At 25.6% G+C, this 17998-nt stretch carries 22 protein-coding genes; 2 read left to right on the top strand and 20 right to left on the bottom strand.

Going from position 1 to position 17998, the window contains the following annotated elements; translation table 11 throughout:
• Nucleotides 1-20: 20 nt before the first annotated feature.
• The 14 genes from PWP28_RS02525 to rpsF all read right to left on the bottom strand — a co-directional run bounded on the left by PWP28_RS02525 (nucleotide 21) and on the right by rpsF (nucleotide 9081).
• The gene (locus tag PWP28_RS02525) at nucleotides 21-497 is read right to left on the bottom strand and encodes a peroxiredoxin (RefSeq protein WP_308644203.1); all 477 of its coding nucleotides are present in this window, start codon (nucleotides 495-497) and stop codon (nucleotides 21-23) included.
• A 15-nt stretch (nucleotides 498-512) separates the two neighbouring features.
• A complete protein-coding gene (locus tag PWP28_RS02520) occupies nucleotides 513-782 on the bottom strand; it encodes an acylphosphatase (RefSeq protein ID WP_109603552.1) in 270 nt (89 codons plus the stop codon).
• An 11-nt stretch (nucleotides 783-793) separates the two neighbouring features.
• Complete coding sequence (locus PWP28_RS02515) at nucleotides 794-1141, bottom strand: hypothetical protein (protein ID WP_109603551.1); 348 nt, start codon at nucleotides 1139-1141, stop codon at nucleotides 794-796.
• A gap of 157 nt (nucleotides 1142-1298) precedes the next feature.
• Nucleotides 1299-2756: an IMP dehydrogenase gene (guaB, locus tag PWP28_RS02510; protein ID WP_109603550.1), complete on the bottom strand. Its 1458-nt coding sequence runs from the start codon at nucleotides 2754-2756 to the stop codon at nucleotides 1299-1301.
• A 160-nt stretch (nucleotides 2757-2916) separates the two neighbouring features.
• Nucleotides 2917-3873, bottom strand: coding sequence for a thioredoxin-disulfide reductase (gene trxB / locus PWP28_RS02505; RefSeq protein ID WP_109603549.1), 957 nt, complete (start codon nucleotides 3871-3873; stop codon nucleotides 2917-2919).
• A 63-nt stretch (nucleotides 3874-3936) separates the two neighbouring features.
• Nucleotides 3937-4602: a thioredoxin family protein gene (locus tag PWP28_RS02500; RefSeq protein WP_264150061.1), complete on the bottom strand. Its 666-nt coding sequence runs from the start codon at nucleotides 4600-4602 to the stop codon at nucleotides 3937-3939.
• A gap of 64 nt (nucleotides 4603-4666) precedes the next feature.
• Nucleotides 4667-5182: a hypothetical protein gene (locus PWP28_RS02495; protein ID WP_109603547.1), complete on the bottom strand. Its 516-nt coding sequence runs from the start codon at nucleotides 5180-5182 to the stop codon at nucleotides 4667-4669.
• A 2-nt stretch (nucleotides 5183-5184) separates the two neighbouring features.
• The gene (locus PWP28_RS02490) at nucleotides 5185-6102 is read right to left on the bottom strand and encodes an SPFH domain-containing protein (RefSeq protein WP_109603546.1); all 918 of its coding nucleotides are present in this window, start codon (nucleotides 6100-6102) and stop codon (nucleotides 5185-5187) included.
• A gap of 2 nt (nucleotides 6103-6104) precedes the next feature.
• Nucleotides 6105-6539 carry an NfeD family protein gene (locus PWP28_RS02485; protein ID WP_109603545.1) on the bottom strand — a complete coding sequence of 145 codons (435 nt, stop codon included), beginning with the start codon at nucleotides 6537-6539 and terminating at the stop codon, nucleotides 6105-6107.
• A 13-nt stretch (nucleotides 6540-6552) separates the two neighbouring features.
• On the bottom strand, nucleotides 6553-7383 hold the full coding sequence (locus tag PWP28_RS02480; protein ID WP_109603544.1) for an MBL fold metallo-hydrolase: 831 nt from the start codon (nucleotides 7381-7383) through the stop codon (nucleotides 6553-6555).
• Between the two features lie 47 nt (nucleotides 7384-7430).
• Entirely contained in the window at nucleotides 7431-7880 is a 450-nt protein-coding gene (gene rplI / locus PWP28_RS02475) for a 50S ribosomal protein L9 (RefSeq protein WP_109603543.1), read from the bottom strand.
• Between the two features lie 76 nt (nucleotides 7881-7956).
• Nucleotides 7957-8181, bottom strand: a complete 225-nt coding sequence (gene rpsR, locus PWP28_RS02470; protein ID WP_109603542.1) for a 30S ribosomal protein S18 — start codon at nucleotides 8179-8181, stop codon at nucleotides 7957-7959.
• A gap of 16 nt (nucleotides 8182-8197) precedes the next feature.
• Nucleotides 8198-8695, bottom strand: coding sequence for a single-stranded DNA-binding protein (locus PWP28_RS02465; protein WP_206050479.1), 498 nt, complete (start codon nucleotides 8693-8695; stop codon nucleotides 8198-8200).
• Between the two features lie 5 nt (nucleotides 8696-8700).
• Nucleotides 8701-9081, bottom strand: coding sequence for a 30S ribosomal protein S6 (gene rpsF, locus PWP28_RS02460; protein ID WP_109603541.1), 381 nt, complete (start codon nucleotides 9079-9081; stop codon nucleotides 8701-8703).
• A 197-nt stretch (nucleotides 9082-9278) separates the two neighbouring features.
• Here rpsF and PWP28_RS02455 point away from each other — a divergent pair, with 197 nt between their 5' ends.
• Nucleotides 9279-10307: a TrkA family potassium uptake protein gene (locus tag PWP28_RS02455; protein WP_264150063.1), complete on the top strand. Its 1029-nt coding sequence runs from the start codon at nucleotides 9279-9281 to the stop codon at nucleotides 10305-10307.
• The gene (locus tag PWP28_RS02450) at nucleotides 10304-10816 is read left to right on the top strand and encodes a hypothetical protein (protein WP_264150064.1); all 513 of its coding nucleotides are present in this window, start codon (nucleotides 10304-10306) and stop codon (nucleotides 10814-10816) included. The genes PWP28_RS02455 and PWP28_RS02450 overlap by 4 nt, the downstream gene beginning before the upstream one ends.
• Before the next feature lie 54 nt (nucleotides 10817-10870).
• Here PWP28_RS02450 and PWP28_RS02445 read toward each other — a convergent pair whose 3' ends face one another.
• The 6 genes from PWP28_RS02445 to PWP28_RS02420 are packed head-to-tail and all read right to left on the bottom strand — an operon-like array spanning nucleotide 10871 to nucleotide 17789.
• Nucleotides 10871-13216 (bottom strand): homocysteine S-methyltransferase family protein, encoded by a 2346-nt coding sequence (locus PWP28_RS02445; protein ID WP_308644202.1) that lies wholly within the window; start codon nucleotides 13214-13216, stop codon nucleotides 10871-10873.
• Between the two features lie 30 nt (nucleotides 13217-13246).
• Nucleotides 13247-13819 carry a hypothetical protein gene (locus PWP28_RS02440; protein ID WP_264150066.1) on the bottom strand — a complete coding sequence of 191 codons (573 nt, stop codon included), beginning with the start codon at nucleotides 13817-13819 and terminating at the stop codon, nucleotides 13247-13249.
• Entirely contained in the window at nucleotides 13812-14693 is an 882-nt protein-coding gene (gene metF / locus PWP28_RS02435; RefSeq protein WP_308644201.1) for a methylenetetrahydrofolate reductase [NAD(P)H], read from the bottom strand. Before metF ends, PWP28_RS02440 begins: the two co-directional genes overlap by 8 nt.
• A gap of 34 nt (nucleotides 14694-14727) precedes the next feature.
• On the bottom strand, nucleotides 14728-15441 hold the full coding sequence (locus PWP28_RS02430) for a UPF0280 family protein (protein ID WP_109603535.1): 714 nt from the start codon (nucleotides 15439-15441) through the stop codon (nucleotides 14728-14730).
• A 9-nt stretch (nucleotides 15442-15450) separates the two neighbouring features.
• The gene (locus tag PWP28_RS02425; protein ID WP_308644200.1) at nucleotides 15451-16584 is read right to left on the bottom strand and encodes a homocysteine biosynthesis protein; all 1134 of its coding nucleotides are present in this window, start codon (nucleotides 16582-16584) and stop codon (nucleotides 15451-15453) included.
• A complete protein-coding gene (locus PWP28_RS02420; RefSeq protein WP_308644199.1) occupies nucleotides 16581-17789 on the bottom strand; it encodes an aspartate kinase in 1209 nt (402 codons plus the stop codon). The genes PWP28_RS02425 and PWP28_RS02420 overlap by 4 nt, the downstream gene beginning before the upstream one ends.
• Between the last annotated feature and the right edge of the window lie 209 nt (nucleotides 17790-17998).

Here is a 17998-nt window from a genome sequence, read left to right as displayed (position 1 = left end):
AATGAAGCAATAGATTTTTTCTATTGCTTCATTTCTTTTATAAAGTTTAATACTTCTTCCACATGATTTTTAACATTTACTTTTTCCCAAATCTTTATTATTTTGTTATTTTCGTCTATTAGGATGGTAGTTCTTATAACTCCCATATATTCTTTGCCATATAATTTCTTTTTTTGCCATACTCCAAATTCATTGAGTATTTTTTTTTCAGTATCGCTTAATAAAGTTATTTTTAAATTATTTTTTGCTATAAAATTAAAATGTTTTTTTTCTTCATCTGGACTTATACCATATATTACAGTATTATACTTTTTAAAATCCTTTACTTTAGATGTAAAATCTAAAGCTTCTATAGTACAACCTTTAGTATTATCTTTTGGATAAAAATAAATAATTTTTATATTTTTTGAATTCAATGCATCTGTTAATACACCATTTGAATCTGGAAGTTTTATTTCTTTTACAATATCTCCTAAACTATATTTTAAATAAGACATTTTATTTACCTCTCTTCAATATTTTACAGAAAATAGTGAAAAATTTTTTTCACTAAACCGTTCTTCTTCAATATTTTCAACTCTTGAAAAACCATTGCCTCTAATTATAGAAGCTTTAAAACTATTTAAATCACTCTCTTGACCTTGAGCTACTATTTCAACAGATCCATCTATTAAATTTTTAATATATCCGTTTATATTATATTTATTAGCTTGAGTTTTTATATAAAATCTAAAACCTACGCCTTGGACTCTGCCATATACTATAAGTTTAGTGCTAATCATTTTATCACCCTTTAATAATTTATATCTTTTACTTTTTTAACTTTTATAAACATTTCAGACATATCTTTTGAAAATACATATTCTGTAAAAAAACCCATCTCTTCTAAAGATTCTATTATTGTTAATATATCTGCAGCGTCTATTTCGGGAGGAATTGCATCTACTTCAATTTCATCGGTATTTTTTACAATAAAACCTTTATCTTTTATGAGTAAATCATCTAAAGATTCTTTAATTTTATTATTTATATATATTTCTTCTACTGGAACTTTACCTTTGCCTTTTTTATACATAGCATAAGCGTCAATTATATACTTTAATTCTATTAATTCATTGAGTTCTTTAGTAAAGTTATCCATTGCATCGCCCCCTCTCTGAAATAATTATACACTAAATTTAATCAAAACTCAACAAAAATTAAAAAAACAAAATTTCTTGTAACATAAAATCGAGGTTTATGATTAAATTTAACATATAAAAATTAAAAGTAGCTGAAATTTTTCAGCTACTTTTAATTTATTTTGAAGAAAAATAATAATTTGGAGATTCTTTAGTTATTTTTATGTCATGTGCATGGCTTTCAGACATTGCAGCATTTGAAATTTTTATAAATTCAGAATTATTTCTAAGCATTTCAAAGTTTTTAGCACCACAATATCCCATACCAGCTTTTAATCCACCGAGTAATTGATGAATTACATCAGAAACTCCACCTTTATAAGCTACCATACCTTCAACACCTTCAGGAACAAGTTTTTCAGAATCAGTTACAGAATCTTGAAAATATCTATCTTTAGAACCTTTTTCCATTGCACCAATAGAACCCATTCCTCTGTAAGTCTTAAATTTTCTTCCGGAATATATTATAGTTTCACCAGGTGCTTCATCTGTTCCAGCAAGAATGCTACCCATCATTACAGTTGAGGCACCAGCCGCAAATGCTTTTACAATATCTCCTGAAAATCTTAATCCGCCATCTGCGATTAAAGGAATATCATATTTTTTTGTAACTGAATATACATCCATTATAGCTGTTAACTGTGGTACTCCTATACCAGCAACAATTCTTGTTGTACATATAGAACCTGGTCCAATTCCAACTTTTACACCATCAGCACCAGCTTTTATTAGATCTTCTGCAGCCTGTGCTGTAGCAATATTACCTGCAATTATAGGCATTTCAGGATAATCTGATTTTATAGTTTTTAATATATTTATTATATTTTTTGAGTGACCATGAGCAGAATCTAAAACTAAAAAATCAACATTAGCTTCTATCAATTTTTTTGCTCTTTCTATACCATCACCAGTACCAATAGCAGCACCCACTATGAGTCTTCCTTTGGTATCTCTTGAGGCATTTGGCTTTTCAACTACTGACATAACATCTTTTATTGTTATTAATCCTATTATTCTATTGTGTTTATCAACTATAGGTAATTTTTCAATTTTATTTTCATGTAAAATTTCTTTAGCTTTTTCTATTTCTGTATGTGGTCCAGCAACAACTAAATCTTTATAAGGTGTCATAAGTTCTTTGGCGAGTTTATCTGAATTTCTTTCAAATCTAATATCACGATTTGTTATTATTCCTAATAATTTTTCGTTTTTATCGATTACAGGAAGACCACCAATTTTATATTCTTCCATTATTTTTTCAGCTTCATAAATTTTAGTTTCTGGAGTAATTGTTATTGGATCAGTGATAACTCCATTTTCAGCTCTTTTTACTTTTGAAACTTTGTAAGCTTGTTCTTCAATACTCATATTTTTATGAATTACTCCAGCTCCACCTTCTCTTGCCATTGCTTTTGCCATTCTTGTTTCTGTTACGGTATCCATAGCTGCAGATATAAAAGGAACATTTAAAAAAATATTTTTTACTAATCTACTCTTAGTATTAGTTTGTGTAGGTATAACTTCTGAATATTTTGGTACGAGTAAAACATCATCAAAAGTTAAAGCTTCTCTCATCAGTAAAAACACCTCCTGAAAATTTTTATATTATATCTATTGTATTATTTATTTTGGAGAATGTTTTTACATAAATAGAAACATTTTATTACAATAGACTGATTTTCAAAGAATTAACAAAAAAACGGGAATTTTATGTATATATTCCCGTTTAATCGCTTTAATTAAAGTATTTCCTCACAGCATGAGATGAAACAATAGCTCCATCGGCAACTGCAGTAACTATTTGTTTTAAAGGTGTATCTCTTATATCTCCAACAGCGTAAATTCCTTTTACAGATGTTTCTAAGTTTTTATCAGTTTTTATATATCCAGCATCATCGAGTTCTAGCATATCTTTTAAATATGAAGTTTCTGGTTTGTGACCTATAAATATAAAAGCTCCATCGAATTTTTCTGTAGTCAATTCTGAATTTATAGTATCTTTTAATTCTAATTCTTTGAGTTTAAAATCACCTTTAAATTCATTTACCACTTTATTCCATCTAAATTTTATATTAGAAGAATTAAAAGCTCTATCTTGTAACATTTTATCGGCTCTTAGTTTATCTCTTCTATGAATTACATGAACTTCCTTAGCTATTTTTGATAAATATAAAGCTTCTTCAATTGCAGTATTTCCTCCACCAATAACAGCAACTTTTTGATTTTTAAAAAAATGTCCATCACAAGTCGCACAGTATGAAATTCCCTTAGAATTAAATTCTTCTTCACCTTTAATATTTAAATGTTTTGGAGTTGCTCCAGAAGCAATTACAAGTACTTTAGTCTTTATTGTTTTTCCATCATCTGTTATTATAATTTTTTCATTTTCATTCAATTTTATATCCATAACTTGTGCAAAGTGAAACTCAACACCAAAATGTTTTGCATGTTCGCCCATTTTTTTCGAAATTTCAGAACCTTTTATTGAAGTAAAACCAGGATAATTTTCTACAAGTTCTGTCAGATTCATCTGGCCACCTTCAAGAGTTTTTTCTATAATTAAAGGTTTAATACCTCCCTGTACAGCATATATTGCAGCAGATATACCTCCAGGGCCTCCACCTATTATTATCATATCATAATAATCTTTAATAAGATCTTTTTTACCGGCATTTCCAAGATCAAAAAACATTTTTTATCCTCCTTTAAATGATTCTAAAAAGGTGACCCAAATGGGTCACCTAATTATTTTTTATTATTCTACTGATTTTAAAATTTCATCTAAGAAGTTTTGTTCTGGATAAGCTCCAATAAATTCGTTTTTTGTTTTCCATTCATCATTTTCAAATACTTCTATTACTGTATGTGGAACTGAACTTACTCCATGTTTTGAAGACAATTCTGGGAATTCGTTTGCCTCAACCATTTCTCCAGATATGTTTGAGTTTAAAATAGCAGATTGATGAGCTGCAAGTACTGCATTTGGACAATAAGGACATGTTGGAGTTACAAATGCTCTTATTCTTATTTTTTTATCAATAGTTTTAATTTTATTTTGTGTTTCTTCAGAAAAATTTACTTTAGAATTTGAAACCATTATTATATTTTGCAATAAGGTTGAAAATTCATGACCTGAAGGAATTCCATAAAATTTAATTCCTAAATCTTTATCTTCTGAATCGAGTAAAACCATTGATGGAAATAAATTTTTATCTAATCCATATTTTTCAAAGTCTTCATCTTTAGAATGAGATTCAATTTGAATTTTTTCATTTACTTCCGTTAATTCTGTTATCAAATTTTCTGTAACTTCTGAATATTCGCTGTCATTTTTGAAAAGAATAAACTTAACTTTATTTGTCATATCGTTTAAAATTTCTGCAACTTGTTCTCTTGTTTTTTCATCTAATAATTGTGCCATATATTGATACCTCCAATTAGTTTTATATACCCTCTGAGGGTATTTTAACATGGATATATTTAGTCTATTTTACAAATTTGTATATTTTTCCTGTTTTTGTAGTTTTTACTATAGAGGCTATAAATAATAGTATTGATGGTATTAAAATATTTATGATATTAACATTATCATTAGAAATATTAATTAATTTATTTAAAATATAAAATACCCCTGTACCGTAAAAAAAAGATTCAGTACCTTTTAAAATTAATTTTTTTGATAGAAAAGTTTCAAAGTAGCTATTTCTTGTATATCCAAAAGATAAAATCATTGATCGGAATCTTTCATGAAACTTTTTTCTTGAAGCGTCATAAGATCTTATATAATAAAATATAAATATTATAAATATAAAAATATCAGCCATTATATTATTTGAAATATTTTTTATATAAAATAATATTAATAACATGCCCGTTAAAGTGTACATTGTGAAATATTCGAAGACATTTGGCAAATTATAGTTTTTTATAATTAAATATTTTATTATAAAATAAGAAATTATTGAAGCTATTAAATTTATAAAAAAAGCATTAAGGATCATTTTTATTGATTATTCTCCTCTTTTTCTGGATTTGTTTTAGCAGCTTCAACCATAGTTGATATACTACCCAATATTCCAGAAACTTCATAAGGCATAAATATTTTTGAAGCTTTTCCGTTTGATATATCTTTCAAAGCATCTAAGTATTTTATAGTTATCAAATCTTTTGAAGGATTTCCTTTATGAATAGCATTAAAAACATTTATTATAGCTTGAGATTGACCTTCAGCTTCAGCAACTAATTTAAATTTTTCAGCTTCAGCAACTCTTTTTATTGATTCAGATTGACCTTCAGCTTTTAAAATAGCAGATGTTTTATCACCTTCAGCTTTTGTTATTTCTGATTGTTTATATCCTTCAGCTTCAAGTATAGAAGCCCTTTTCATTCTTTCAGCTTTCATCTGTCTGCTCATAGCATCCATTATATCATCAGGTGGATCTATTTTTTTGATTTCTACTCTTGTTACTTTAACACCCCATCTATCTGTTGCTTCATCAAGAACTTCCCTTAATTTGGTATTTATTCTTTCTCTTGAAGTTAATGTTTGGTCTAATTCAAGTTCACCTATAACATTTCTTAGATTAGTTTGAGCAAGTTTTACAGCAGCAGATGTAAAATCACCGACATTATATATAACTCTATAAGCATCGGTTATTTCATAGTATATTACAGCATCTACAGTAACTATAACATTATCATTTGTTATAACTTCTTGAGGTGGAACATCTATGACCATTTCTCTTATATCAACTTTAGTTATTCTTTCTATGAACGGAACTATAAAATTTAACCCAGACTCAACTTGTCTATGAAATTTACCAAGTCTCTCTACTAAAGCTTTTTCATAAGGTCTTACAATCTTTAAACTTGTTGATACTATGATAATAAGAAATATGGCTACTATCAATGCAATTATCATAATTATTCCTCCCTTTTTAAATGTACGTATAGAAAATTGCTTTCTCTTTTGTCAATTAATACTGTGTCATTTATTTTTACTTTTTCAGTATCTTCTATGAAAGCCACCCATTTGTCTCCCTTTATTGATACTATTATCTTATTATTTTCTCTTATATCAATGATTTTAGCTTCTTTACCTATTAAATCATCTGTATAGGTTTTTTTAGGATCTGAATTTTTATAAAGTCTTTTTACAATTTTTCTTGTAGATATCCAAAGTATAAATGATATAACTATGAATATTATAATGTTTAATGTCATTGAACTTATGAAAAGTGATAGTATTGCAGTTGCTACTGCTCCAATTGCAAACCAGAAAAAAAAGAATGTTGGAGTTAGCATTTCAGCAACAGCGAATATTATTGCCATTATTACCCAAAATGCCCATAACTGCATGTTATTTCCCCCTTTAGAGTTTTAATTTCCTTTCAGGATGAACAATGTAAATTTCTTTATCTGAAAACTCTTTTTTTAATTTTTCTTCAGTAGATTTTATTATTGAATTATATCTACTTGAAACATGGTATATTATTATTTTTTTTGCATTTATATTTTTGATTAGTATTTTTAATTCCTCTAATGAAGTATGGTTTCGTATTTTACGGTCTTCTTCTTTAAAAAAGGTACATTCATGTAATAAAATTTCACAGTTTTCAGCATATTCTAAAGGTATTGGCAAAGAATCACCGCTTATTGTCAAAATATTTGCATCATATCTTTGTGATATATTGTCTTTCCCTATTTTTTTACTCAATTCTATTATACTATTTTGATCTAAATATTTATATTCGTCTTTTAATCTTTTTCTTTTTTCAAAGATTTGATATCCGAAAGTTAATTCAGATGGAGTATGACGGGTTTTAAATGGTTTAATATATCTTGTTTCTGATATTTCTATAACAGATTTTAGATTTATTGGAATAAAATTTAAAGAATATCTTAATCTATTATTCATATTTTTTATAAAGCTTATATACTTGACTATTTGTTCGGAGTTTTCAGGATAATATATATTTAAAGGCTTTTCTCTCGAACCCATAGCATTGTTTCTTGTATTTATGAATCCCCATAATCCAGATATATGATCTATATGAGAATGTGTTAAAAATATATTCTCTATTGCATATATTTTATTTCCAAGTGAAGAGCTTATTCCTTCTCCAACATCAAATAATATTCTATCTGGTTTATAGAGTACCCAAGTAGTATATAATGCTTTTGATTTTATAATGAATTCCAAAAAATATCACCTCTAAAAAAAAAGGTGGTATTAAACCACCGATATATTTATTTTATTGGTAAGACCTTTATTACTATAGAACCTTTAACACCTTGAGGTAGTTTTATTTTGAGTCTAAAAACACCAAGTTCTTTTATATTGACTTTTTCATCTATCCACATTTTATTGAAATCTATTTTTGATATTTCTTTTATTCTTTTAGCTATATCAGATGATGTGACAGCACCAAATAATTTGCCATTTTCACCAGAATTGGCTTTTATTTCATATGTATAAGATGATATATTTTCTAATATTTCTTCACTTTTATTTCTGATGTTTTCTTTCTTTTTTTCCTCAAGTTTTTTCATATCTTTTACATGTTTTAAAGTTCCTTGATTTGCTTCTATTGCTAAACCTTTTCTTATGAGAAAGTTTCTTGCATAACCGTCTGATACTTCTTTTATTTCATTTTTTTTACCTATTTTTTTGACGTCTTCTAGTAATAAAACTTTCATTTCTTCACCTCCAATAATATTTTACCATAATGCCTTATATAAAACAAATGGGAGGCTTCAATAGCCTCCCTAATTATTAATCATTTGTATAAGGTAATAGCATTACATGTCTTGCTCTATGTATTGCTTGTCTCAAAACTCTCTGATGTTTTGAACAGTTTCCATTTATTCTTTTAGGCATAATTTTACCTTTTTCATTTACATAATCAGATAATAATGTTAAATCTTTATAATCTATATATTTTGTTTTCATTGAGCATAATTTACATTTTTTTGTTCTTTTTCTTCTTTTAAATGCCATGAATTTTCACCTCCAATTAGATAGGTTTTTCATCTGAAGATAAATCATCTTCGAGATCGCTGAATGGGTCTTCGAATTCAGGCATTTCATCAGAAAGTATATCATCATCAATACTATCTATCGAAGGATTATTTTTATAACCATCTTCAACTTTTATATCTAAATTATTGAATTGTGAATATTCTTCCTGTGATTTTTTTGTTTCCATAAAATTCATTCTGGAGGCCCAAATTTCAGCTGTTTCTCTTTTTATATCGTTTCTATCGGTCCATCTATTAATATGCAATGAACCTTCAACTAATATTAATTTTCCTTTTGACAGATAATTTGAAGCAAATTCAGCTTGCTTACCAAAAGCTACAATGTTTATAAAATCTACTGCATCATTATCTTTAGTCATTCTATCAACGGCAAGGGAAAAATTTGCAACCGAAGATCCACTAACAGTAGAACGAATATCAGGATCTCTGGTTAATCTGCCAACAAGTATGACCTTGTTGTATGCAATAGCCATTTATATCACTCCGCAGCTTCTTCAGTTGTAACTGGTTCTTCAACTGTTATATTTGATTCTTTCTTTATAGCTTTTTTTTCTAAATCTTCTCTTCTTAAAGTCATAAATCTCATTACATCTTGAGTTATTTTGAAGAAATTTTCGAGTAAATTTACTTTTTCAGGATCTGCTTCATATATAAAATATGCGTAGTCACCTTCTGTATATTTACCATGTGGAGTTTTATATGCTAATTTTCTCATACCCCATCTTTTTTCTTCTTGAATTTTACCTTCAACTTTTACTTCAATAAAATTCTTTACTTTTTCTACCATGGCATTTCTTTGATCTTCTGTTAAGTCAGGTTTTACTACAATCATAGTTTCGTAGAATCTAACTTTTGCCATTACTACACCTCCTCCCGTGGTCTTGGCCTCTATTTTTTATAGAAGCGGGGTTTAACCTTAAAGATTATATCAGAATTTTTTCTTTTTTTAATATATAGAATTTAAATTTTAGTTGAATTTATTATTAACTAATTTTATTTTGATGTTTTAATTTTTTTTATTTATTGTATAATATAGTTGAAAATAGGAGGTTTTAAATGAAAAATTATTATTTGAGACTTAGAAGGATTATTGTTTCTTTTATAGTTATTATCTTTATAATAATAATAGGTACAGCAGGATATATGGCATTAGAAAAATGGACATTTATTGATTCTTTATTTTTTACATTGGTTACTTTAAGTACTGTTGGTTATAGTATTCCAGATGATCTAAGTTTTGTAAGTCAATATTTCACAATATTCTTGATTTTATCTGGAATGACTTTTGTGATTTATTCTCTTTCTCAGATAACTTCATTTATCATAGAAGGAGAAATAAAGAATCTTTTGGAGGTTAGAAAAAGGATGAAACAAATTTCTAATATGAATAATCATTTTATAGTTGTTGGAGCGGGAAAAACTGGATTTTATGTCTGTGAAACTTTAAAAAAAAGTAATAAAGATTTTGTTCTTATCGATAAAAATGAAGAGAATGTAAATAAAATTATAAATAATTTTAATTCGGATTTTCCTTTTATAATAGGAGATATAAAAGATGAAGATGTTTTTATTAATGCAGGAATAGAAAAAGCTGGAACTATTATATTAACACTTCCTTCTGATATAGATAATTTATTTGTTATACTTACTGTTAAAACTATAAACGAAAATATAAAAATCATTTCCAAGGCAAACGAACCTGAATCATTAAAAAAATTAAAATATGCCGGAGTAGATAAAGTAGTTCTTGAATCTGAAATAACTGGTAATAGGCTTGGTTATTTGTCAATAAGACCTAACATAGTAACTTTTTTAGAGACCATTACAAGAACAGAAGATAAAGAGTTAAGACTAGAAGAAGTTAAAATACCTCAAGAATCTTGGATGGTAAATAAAACTTTAAAAGAAATATCTTTACCTAATTTAGTTGATTTAATAGTTATTTCAATAAAAAAATATTATGATGAAGATATATTCAATCCTAAAGCTGATTCATTAATAGAAGCTAATGATAGAATAATAGTTCTTGGCGAAGAAGAAAAAGTTCAAAATCTTAGAAAAATAGTTAAGGGGGATTATAAATGACTTTTTTTAAAAGTATTTTTTTTATGGCATTTATACAATTTGCAATTTTAGGAACTCTTGGAGAGATAGTAGCTTTAAAACTATCTAAAAAGAAAATTATAGTTTTAAAAACTATATATTCTGCTATTGTATGGGGGGTTCTTGGTATAATTATAAAATTTGTTTTTGTAGGGTTTAATGGATTTGTAAATGAACTTGTATCTTATGGATATCTTCCATCTGGAGATTTTTGGAAAGCCTTTTTTAAATCATTGTTTATGAATTCTATGTTTGGACCTGTTATGGTTGTAATACACAGATTTTTAGAAAATTTATATAATTTAAAGTTAAAAATTTCTAAAGAAGGTCTGAAAAAAGCATTTTGGGCTTTATTATGGTTTTGGTTACCGGCGCATACAATAACTTTTATGTTACCAAATAATTGGCAAATAACTCTCGCAGCGGTTTGGAGTTTTGTTTTAGGTCTTCTTTTAAGTTTTTTCAATACTATGAAGAAAGAAAGTGATTAATTATAATTAATCACTTTGCATTTTTATAGTATAACTTTTTAATTCAATCAACTATTAATTTAAAGGGACTTTTTCTAAATATTTTAAAGCCTCTCTTGCATCTTTTGCATAAAAATCAGCACCTATTGAATTTGCAAATGTTTTTGTAACTACTGCTCCACCAATTATTATTTTTATATCATCAAATTTTTTTCTTATTTCTTTTACAGTATTTTCCATATTTATAAGAGTTGTAGTCATTAAGGCTGAAAGTCCCACTATTTTAGCCTTAGAATCTTGAATTTTTTCTAGTATTTTATTACAAGCAACATCTTTACCTAAATCTATTATTTCATAACCATAATTTTCAAGTATTACTTTTACTATATTTTTTCCTATATCATGTATATCTCCTTCAACAGTAGCAAGTATTATTTTATCTTTTTTATTTGATGAATCTAAATCAGGTAATTTATTTTTTATTTCTTTAAATACTATTTTTGCAGTTTCTGCCGATTGTATTAATTGAGGTAAGAAGATTATTTCTTTTTCATATTTATCACCAACTTTATTTAACGTTGGGATTAATATATTATTTATTATTTCAAGAGGATCTGTATTTTTTAATTTTTCAATAGTTATAATTTTTGTTTTTTCTTTTAATCCATTTTCTATACAGTATTCCAATGTTTCATTTTTTAGTTCTTCTTCTTTTTGTTCGGAGTAAATACTTATATATTTTTTGCAATCTTTATCTATATTTGCAAGTACTTTGTAAGAATTTATTGTATCCATCATATCTTGTGATGATGTGTTTATTATTGGTAAGTTTAATCCAGCTTGCAAAGCCATGGCTAAAAATGTTCTATTTAATATTTTTCTATTTGGAAGACCAAAAGATACATTACTTACACCTAAAGTTGTATTATAATTATATGTGTTTTTGACATAAGATAAAGTGGACAATGTATTGTATAGTTCATTTTGTTGAGCCGATACTGCCAATACTAAAAAATCAAATATTAAATCTTTTTTTGATATTCCGTATTTCAATGCTGTGTTTTCTATGTTTTTGGCAATTTGTAACCTTTTTTCCATTGTTTCAGGTATTCCATCTTCATTTAAAGTAAGGCAAATAACCATAGCTCCATATTTTTTTATTACAGGGAATATTTCTTTCATAGAATTTTTTTTACCATTTACAGAATTTATTATAGCTTTACCATTATAATATCTTAAACCATTATCTATAACCTCTATATTTGTTGAATCTATTTGAAGTGGAATATCAATTAATTTTTGGATTTCTTTTATAGATTTTATCATTAATTTATTTTCATCTATTTTTGGAACACCCATATTTACATCTAGTATTTCTGCTCCTTCTTCTTTTTGTTTTAATGCAAGATTAGTTATATATTCCATATTTTCTTCTATTATGGCTTGTCTTAATTTTTTCTTTCCAGTTGGATTGATTCTTTCTCCTATTATATGAATATTTTTGCTAACATCATATGTTTTTGAATAAGAAGATATGAATGAATAGTTTTTATCGAATACAGGTTTAAATGGAATTTGTTTTCTTGAATTATTTAATTTTCTTATATATTCATCGGTTGTTCCACAACATCCGCCTATAATTTGAATACCTTTATTCATTAATTTTTTTGTATGTTCATTATATTCATTTGAGTTAATATTATATATTGTATTTCCATTTTTGTAATCTGGGAGTCCTGCATTTGCTTGAACTATTATTGGTGTAGATGAATATTTTACTAATTTATCTACTAATGATCCCATTTTATCTGGGCCAAGAGAACAGTTTATACCAAGTGCGTTAACATTAAGTCCTTCAAGAACAGATATCATTGTTTTAATATCTGTTCCAGTGAATGTTCTTTTATCATCAGAAAAAGTCATTGTAGCAAATATCGGTAATTTTGTGTTCTCTTTAGCTGAGAGTATTCCAGATTTTAATTCGTATATATCTGAAAATGTTTCAAATAATATTAAATCAGCTCCATATTTTTCGCCCGCTATAACCTGTTTTTTAAAAAATTCATAACTTTCATCAAAAGTCATTTTTCCCATAGGTTCTATCATTCTACCTATGGGACCTATATCGAGAGCTATTAAATTGTTTTTTTGAACTGACTTTGCTATTTCAATTGCATTTTTGATTATTAAATCTGAATCTACATTATATTTTTTTAATTTATGATTATTTGCACCAAATGTATTTGTTGTTATAATATCTGCACCAGCTTCAATATATTTTTTGTGTATAGATCTTATTAAATTAGGATTTTCTAAATTTAATAGTTCAGGCAATGTATTGATGTTTTCTTTTTGAATCATGCTTCCCATAGCACCATCAAAAAGAATAAATTTTTTATTAAGCAAATTACTTAAATTCATATTATCCCTCCAAACAATAATTCAATATTTTTAAATTTTTTTAATACCTATTAAGGCTGTTATCGTTTTTATTGGAATTAAATTATTATATTCATCTGTGTATATTCCACAACTTTTACTTGCATTTAATTCTTCTAATATATCATGTTGAATATTTAATTTTAAATCTCCATATCCAGGTGAGTATCTTCTTGTAAAGATATGAGATTTGTATTTTAATTTTAATTCTTTTTCAATTTCATCACATATTTCATCAATGTATACTGATGAAGTTGTATTGAATATAATACCTTTTGCTAAATTAATTTTTTCTAAGTATTTTATTTTTTTATCTATATTAATTCCTAAAGTTGCTGCAAATATTATTACTTTGTTGCAATTAATTAATAATTTGTTTATGCTTTTTCCTTTAAGCTGAATTTCAGAGTTTTCTAATTGAATAATTTCTTCAGAAATTGATTTTATTTTATAAATTTTATATGTATATCTAATATTAGAATATTTTTCAACTTCTTCAATAGATTCATTTAAATATATTTTTGTTTTTTCATCTAAAATTTGATTTTTATAGTTTAAATATCTTAATATCTCTTTTTTATCCATTATTTTCACCTAAATATTTTAAAATATTTTTAATTCTTTCTACTATTTTTCTTGCAGTAATAGGGTTATTCATTACATACAAATGTATTCCATCTACATCAGAAGACAATAAATCAATTATTTGATCACAAGCGTAAGTTACTCCTGCATCTAATAAAGCTTCTTTATTATTTTCGTATTTATTCATAACTTTTATAAATTTTTCTGGCATATAAGTTCCACATAATGATACTATTTTTTCTACTTGTTTTTTATTTACAACTGGCATAATACCAGCTTGAAGTGGGATTTTTATATTTCTGTTTTTTAGTTTTTCTTGATATTCATAAAAAAATTTATTTTTAAAAAATAACTGACTTATTAGAAAATCAGTACCTTTATTGATTTTTTCTTGTGTATAAAATAAATCCATGCTTTTATTTAATGCTTCTAAATGTCCTTCTGGATAAACTGCAGAACCTATACAAAAATTAAAATTTTCTTTTATATATTCTATTAAATCAGAAGCATGATTAAAATCTTTTTTCAATTTATAATCTGGATGAATATCACCTCTTAAAGCTAAAATATTTTCTATGTTTTCATTTTCTAAATTGTTTAAAGTATTATAAATATCTTTTTTGTTAGAATTTATGCAAGTTAAATGAGCAAGTGATTCAATATTGTATTTATTTTTTATTATTGAAGCAATTTCTGTAGTTTTATCATGTTCAGATCCTCCAGCTCCATAAGTTACGCTTATATAATCTGGAGTTAATACGGCTAATTCTTCTATAGTTTTATAAATCTTTTTAATAGACCCAGTTTTTTTAGGTGGAAATATTTCAAATGAAATTATAGGTTTTTTATTTATAAATTTATCTTTAATAAACATATTATCAACTCCTGAAAATTACTTTTAATTTTATTTAACAGATGTTTATATTACCTATTGCACCAACTTTATCATCTTTTATTATTATTCCCCCATTTATATTATCTATACTATTTATATAATTTAATACATTTTTTATATCATTCTTTGATTTTATTTTATTGGCTGCTGATGTTGCTAAACTGTCAGCAAGTAATGTATCTTTAGATATTATTACTACTGCATCAGCTTTTCCATAGCTATAAGAATGACCAAAAGTTCCTGCAGAAGTACAAATTCCAAGTTCGGAATTTTTTGATATTAATATTGATAATTTATTGGATAAAGGAGATTTTCCAGCATAAATTTTAATCTTTCTATCTATTAAAGTTTTTAAGAAAATATCTCCACCATTTTCTATAATTATTTCATCTGTAAATAATAAAGCTATTTTTCCAATATATTCTGAAATACAACCAGCTATACTTGCCATAGGCCCAACATTTACTTTTGAAGAAGCTATGATCATTTTTTGAATTATTATATTATATGAATAATCATTATTTATGGGGGTATGGGATTTTAAAAATGAAGAATTATAAATACAATGCATTTTTATTATATTTCTTATGTATTTTAATTGAATTAGCAATAATTTACTCAAATTAATTTTTGAGGATATATTCAAATCTGATTCTTCTACGCATATATTATAATTTATTAAATTTTTAGGTTTCATTATATTCCTATAATTTCTTTTTTCATACATAAATTCACCTCATTTTTTCATTTCTTTAACTTTCGTATTATTAAATTTTCTTATAGGTTTAGTTAAATAAAATTTTTTATTTAAAATTTTTTCTTTTAATTTTATGCAAATTTTTTCTGATTTATATAAACTTGAAATTGATGATGTTTTAATTATTTTCCCATTTATTTCCACTTTTCCAGATCTTAATTGATCATAATTAACTCTTTTAATTGTTGGTTTGTTTTCTTTTGAATAATCTAAAATATTAGTGTAAATATCTTTATTTCTAATAGCTAAGCTTTTTAATATATCTTTATTTAATACTGGAATAGGTATACCAATACCAATAAACATAGAAATGCCATAACCTTTAAGAATTGCAGGTTTTATATATTCTTTATCCATGTCTTTTAAATCTCCGATAACAGCAAGTGTTGCAGCGGGTGCTACAGGTAATTTATTTTCATCTCTTTTTATATCAGAATTAAATTGAGTTCCTTCATGAACTATCATTCCTGTAGCTCCTGCAAGAAATATTGAAGTTCCAATACCTATTGTTTGATAAGTTGGATCATTCAATAGAGGACTTATTTCTCCTGAAGTACAAAAATTTATATTTTCTGAATTTTCAAAAAGTATTCCCATATATGTATGAAGTTTTTTATTAGATGTATTTATTGCGGCATTATAATTTTGATATACATTTCTTGGATTGAATAAATAAGCTTCATTTAAATCGGATAGTTTTAGTTTTCTTTTAATATATTTTCTGGGATAACAATCGGTACCTTTTCCACTTGCTATTATTTCTACTTCTTTTCCACATATTAAATCATAAATTACATGAGCTCCTCCATAATTATTATTAACTTTAGATTCTTGTGTAACTCCTATATAAGTATCTACAGCTGCAATACCAGAATAAGATTCTACATTGTTTATAAAGGTTTTTTCCATTCTAATGGGAGGATTTGCATGACCAAAATTTAAAAATGCTCCCGATGAACACATAGGTCCAAATGTAGCTGTTGTTACAACATCAACTTTTTCAAAAACTTTATCTATACTTTCTTTTTCAATTAAATTTTTTACTTCGATAGCTGTTAATACTACAGCTTCACCATTTTTTATTTTATTATTTATTTCATCAAATGTTCTCATATTATTTCCTCCTGTTTTTTGAGATCAGATTCTATTAATTCATAATGTAGCAAATTTATAGCTTTACAAATGTTTTTTTTATCAATTAATAAAGAAATATTTATTTCAGAACAAGAAATCATATTTATATTTATTTTATTTTGATTTAATGTATTAATTATTTTACTTATTATTCCATAATTGTCTTTTATTCCATCTCCGACAATAGAAATTTTTGATAAATTTTTATAAATATTAATATTTAATATATTAATATTGGATTTTATAGTATTTAATAATGAAATTGTCTTTTCGTAATACTTATTATTAATTGAAATAGATATGTTTTTTAGTGATTGAGATACTATATTTATGTTTATTTTATTTTCAGATAGTATTTTAAAAAAATCTGAAAGATCTTTTAAATTGGTTATTTCAAAATTAATAATAAAATTATCTTCTAATAAAGAAATACCACTGATAAAAGATTTTTCTATATTATCATGAATGATAGTTCCAGTTTTATTTGAGAATGTATTTTTTAAATTAATTTTTAAATCATATTTATGGGCTATTTCTACACATCTATTATGTAACACTTTTGCTCCAGATGAAGATAATTCAATCATTTCTTCATAAGATAATGATTTGTTTTTTATAGGATTTTTAACTAATTTTGGATCACAAGAATATACATAATCCACATCAGTATAGATATCTACGTATTCTAAAGATAAAGCAGCAGCTATAGCTATTGCTGTAATATCAGAACCACCTCTACCAAGTGTGGTCACTTCAAATTTTTCTGATATTCCTTGAAATCCAGGTATTATTAGTACATCATAAAGTCTTAAAAGATCATATATTTTGTTTATATCGATTCTTTTAATCTTTGCATTATTAAAATTATTATCTGTGATAAGATCTATATCTCTAGGGTTTACAAATGAAGATTTAATATCATTATTTTTCAATATAGAAGATAAAACAGAAATAGAAATATTTTCTCCTAAAGATAAAATCAAGTCTAACTCTTTGTTACTTGGATTAGGACTCATTTCTTCTATTAATTTTTGAAGATAATTAGTAATACCAGATGGTGCTGATACAATTGTTATTACTTTTTTGTTTTTTGTTAACTCTTGTGTTATTTTTTTTACAACTAATTTTATAGATTCTTTGTTTGCCATAGATGTTCCACCAAATTTTTGAACTATTATATTCAAAGATTACACCTCCAAATAAAAAAGTCAGTTATGCATTGGCATAACTGACTAAAAAATCTATAGCAAACTTTTTAGGCATTTTTATGTTATGCCAATAATCAAAACTTTTTTATGTTTATTTGATTTTATTGAATTATTAATTTTCATATTATACATATCACTCATATCACAATTTATTTTAATCACCTCTTAAAAAAAGAATTCCTCTT

Origin of the sequence: Oceanotoga sp., from assembly GCF_030445905.1 — a bacterium.
GTDB classification, from domain to species: Bacteria; Thermotogota; Thermotogae; order Petrotogales; family Petrotogaceae; genus Oceanotoga; species Oceanotoga teriensis.
Note: the sequence above shows the minus strand (reverse complement) of the source record. Positions and strands in the feature narration are given on the sequence as shown.

Excerpts from the sequence above, each read along its gene's own strand:
- PWP28_RS02525 (WP_308644203.1), bottom strand. The coding sequence starts at position 497 with ATGTCTTATTTAAAATATAGTTTAGGAGATATTGTAAAAGAAATAAAA.
- PWP28_RS02520 (WP_109603552.1), bottom strand. The coding sequence starts at position 782 with ATGATTAGCACTAAACTTATAGTATATGGCAGAGTCCAAGGCGTAGGT.
- PWP28_RS02515 (WP_109603551.1), bottom strand. The coding sequence starts at position 1,141 with ATGGATAACTTTACTAAAGAACTCAATGAATTAATAGAATTAAAGTAT.
- guaB (WP_109603550.1), bottom strand. The coding sequence starts at position 2,756 with ATGAGAGAAGCTTTAACTTTTGATGATGTTTTACTCGTACCAAAATAT.
- trxB (WP_109603549.1), bottom strand. The coding sequence starts at position 3,873 with ATGTTTTTTGATCTTGGAAATGCCGGTAAAAAAGATCTTATTAAAGAT.
- PWP28_RS02500 (WP_264150061.1), bottom strand. The coding sequence starts at position 4,602 with ATGGCACAATTATTAGATGAAAAAACAAGAGAACAAGTTGCAGAAATT.
- PWP28_RS02495 (WP_109603547.1), bottom strand. The coding sequence starts at position 5,182 with ATGATCCTTAATGCTTTTTTTATAAATTTAATAGCTTCAATAATTTCT.
- PWP28_RS02490 (WP_109603546.1), bottom strand. The coding sequence starts at position 6,102 with ATGATAATTGCATTGATAGTAGCCATATTTCTTATTATCATAGTATCA.
- PWP28_RS02485 (WP_109603545.1), bottom strand. The coding sequence starts at position 6,539 with ATGCAGTTATGGGCATTTTGGGTAATAATGGCAATAATATTCGCTGTT.
- rplI (WP_109603543.1), bottom strand. The coding sequence starts at position 7,880 with ATGAAAGTTTTATTACTAGAAGACGTCAAAAAAATAGGTAAAAAAAAT.
- rpsR (WP_109603542.1), bottom strand. The coding sequence starts at position 8,181 with ATGGCATTTAAAAGAAGAAAAAGAACAAAAAAATGTAAATTATGCTCA.
- PWP28_RS02465 (WP_206050479.1), bottom strand. The coding sequence starts at position 8,695 with ATGGCTATTGCATACAACAAGGTCATACTTGTTGGCAGATTAACCAGA.
- rpsF (WP_109603541.1), bottom strand. The coding sequence starts at position 9,081 with ATGGCAAAAGTTAGATTCTACGAAACTATGATTGTAGTAAAACCTGAC.
- PWP28_RS02455 (WP_264150063.1), top strand. The coding sequence starts at position 9,279 with ATGAAAAATTATTATTTGAGACTTAGAAGGATTATTGTTTCTTTTATA.
- PWP28_RS02450 (WP_264150064.1), top strand. The coding sequence starts at position 10,304 with ATGACTTTTTTTAAAAGTATTTTTTTTATGGCATTTATACAATTTGCA.
- PWP28_RS02445 (WP_308644202.1), bottom strand. The coding sequence starts at position 13,216 with ATGAATTTAAGTAATTTGCTTAATAAAAAATTTATTCTTTTTGATGGT.
- PWP28_RS02440 (WP_264150066.1), bottom strand. The coding sequence starts at position 13,819 with ATGGATAAAAAAGAGATATTAAGATATTTAAACTATAAAAATCAAATT.
- metF (WP_308644201.1), bottom strand. The coding sequence starts at position 14,693 with ATGTTTATTAAAGATAAATTTATAAATAAAAAACCTATAATTTCATTT.
- PWP28_RS02430 (WP_109603535.1), bottom strand. The coding sequence starts at position 15,441 with ATGTATGAAAAAAGAAATTATAGGAATATAATGAAACCTAAAAATTTA.
- PWP28_RS02425 (WP_308644200.1), bottom strand. The coding sequence starts at position 16,584 with ATGAGAACATTTGATGAAATAAATAATAAAATAAAAAATGGTGAAGCT.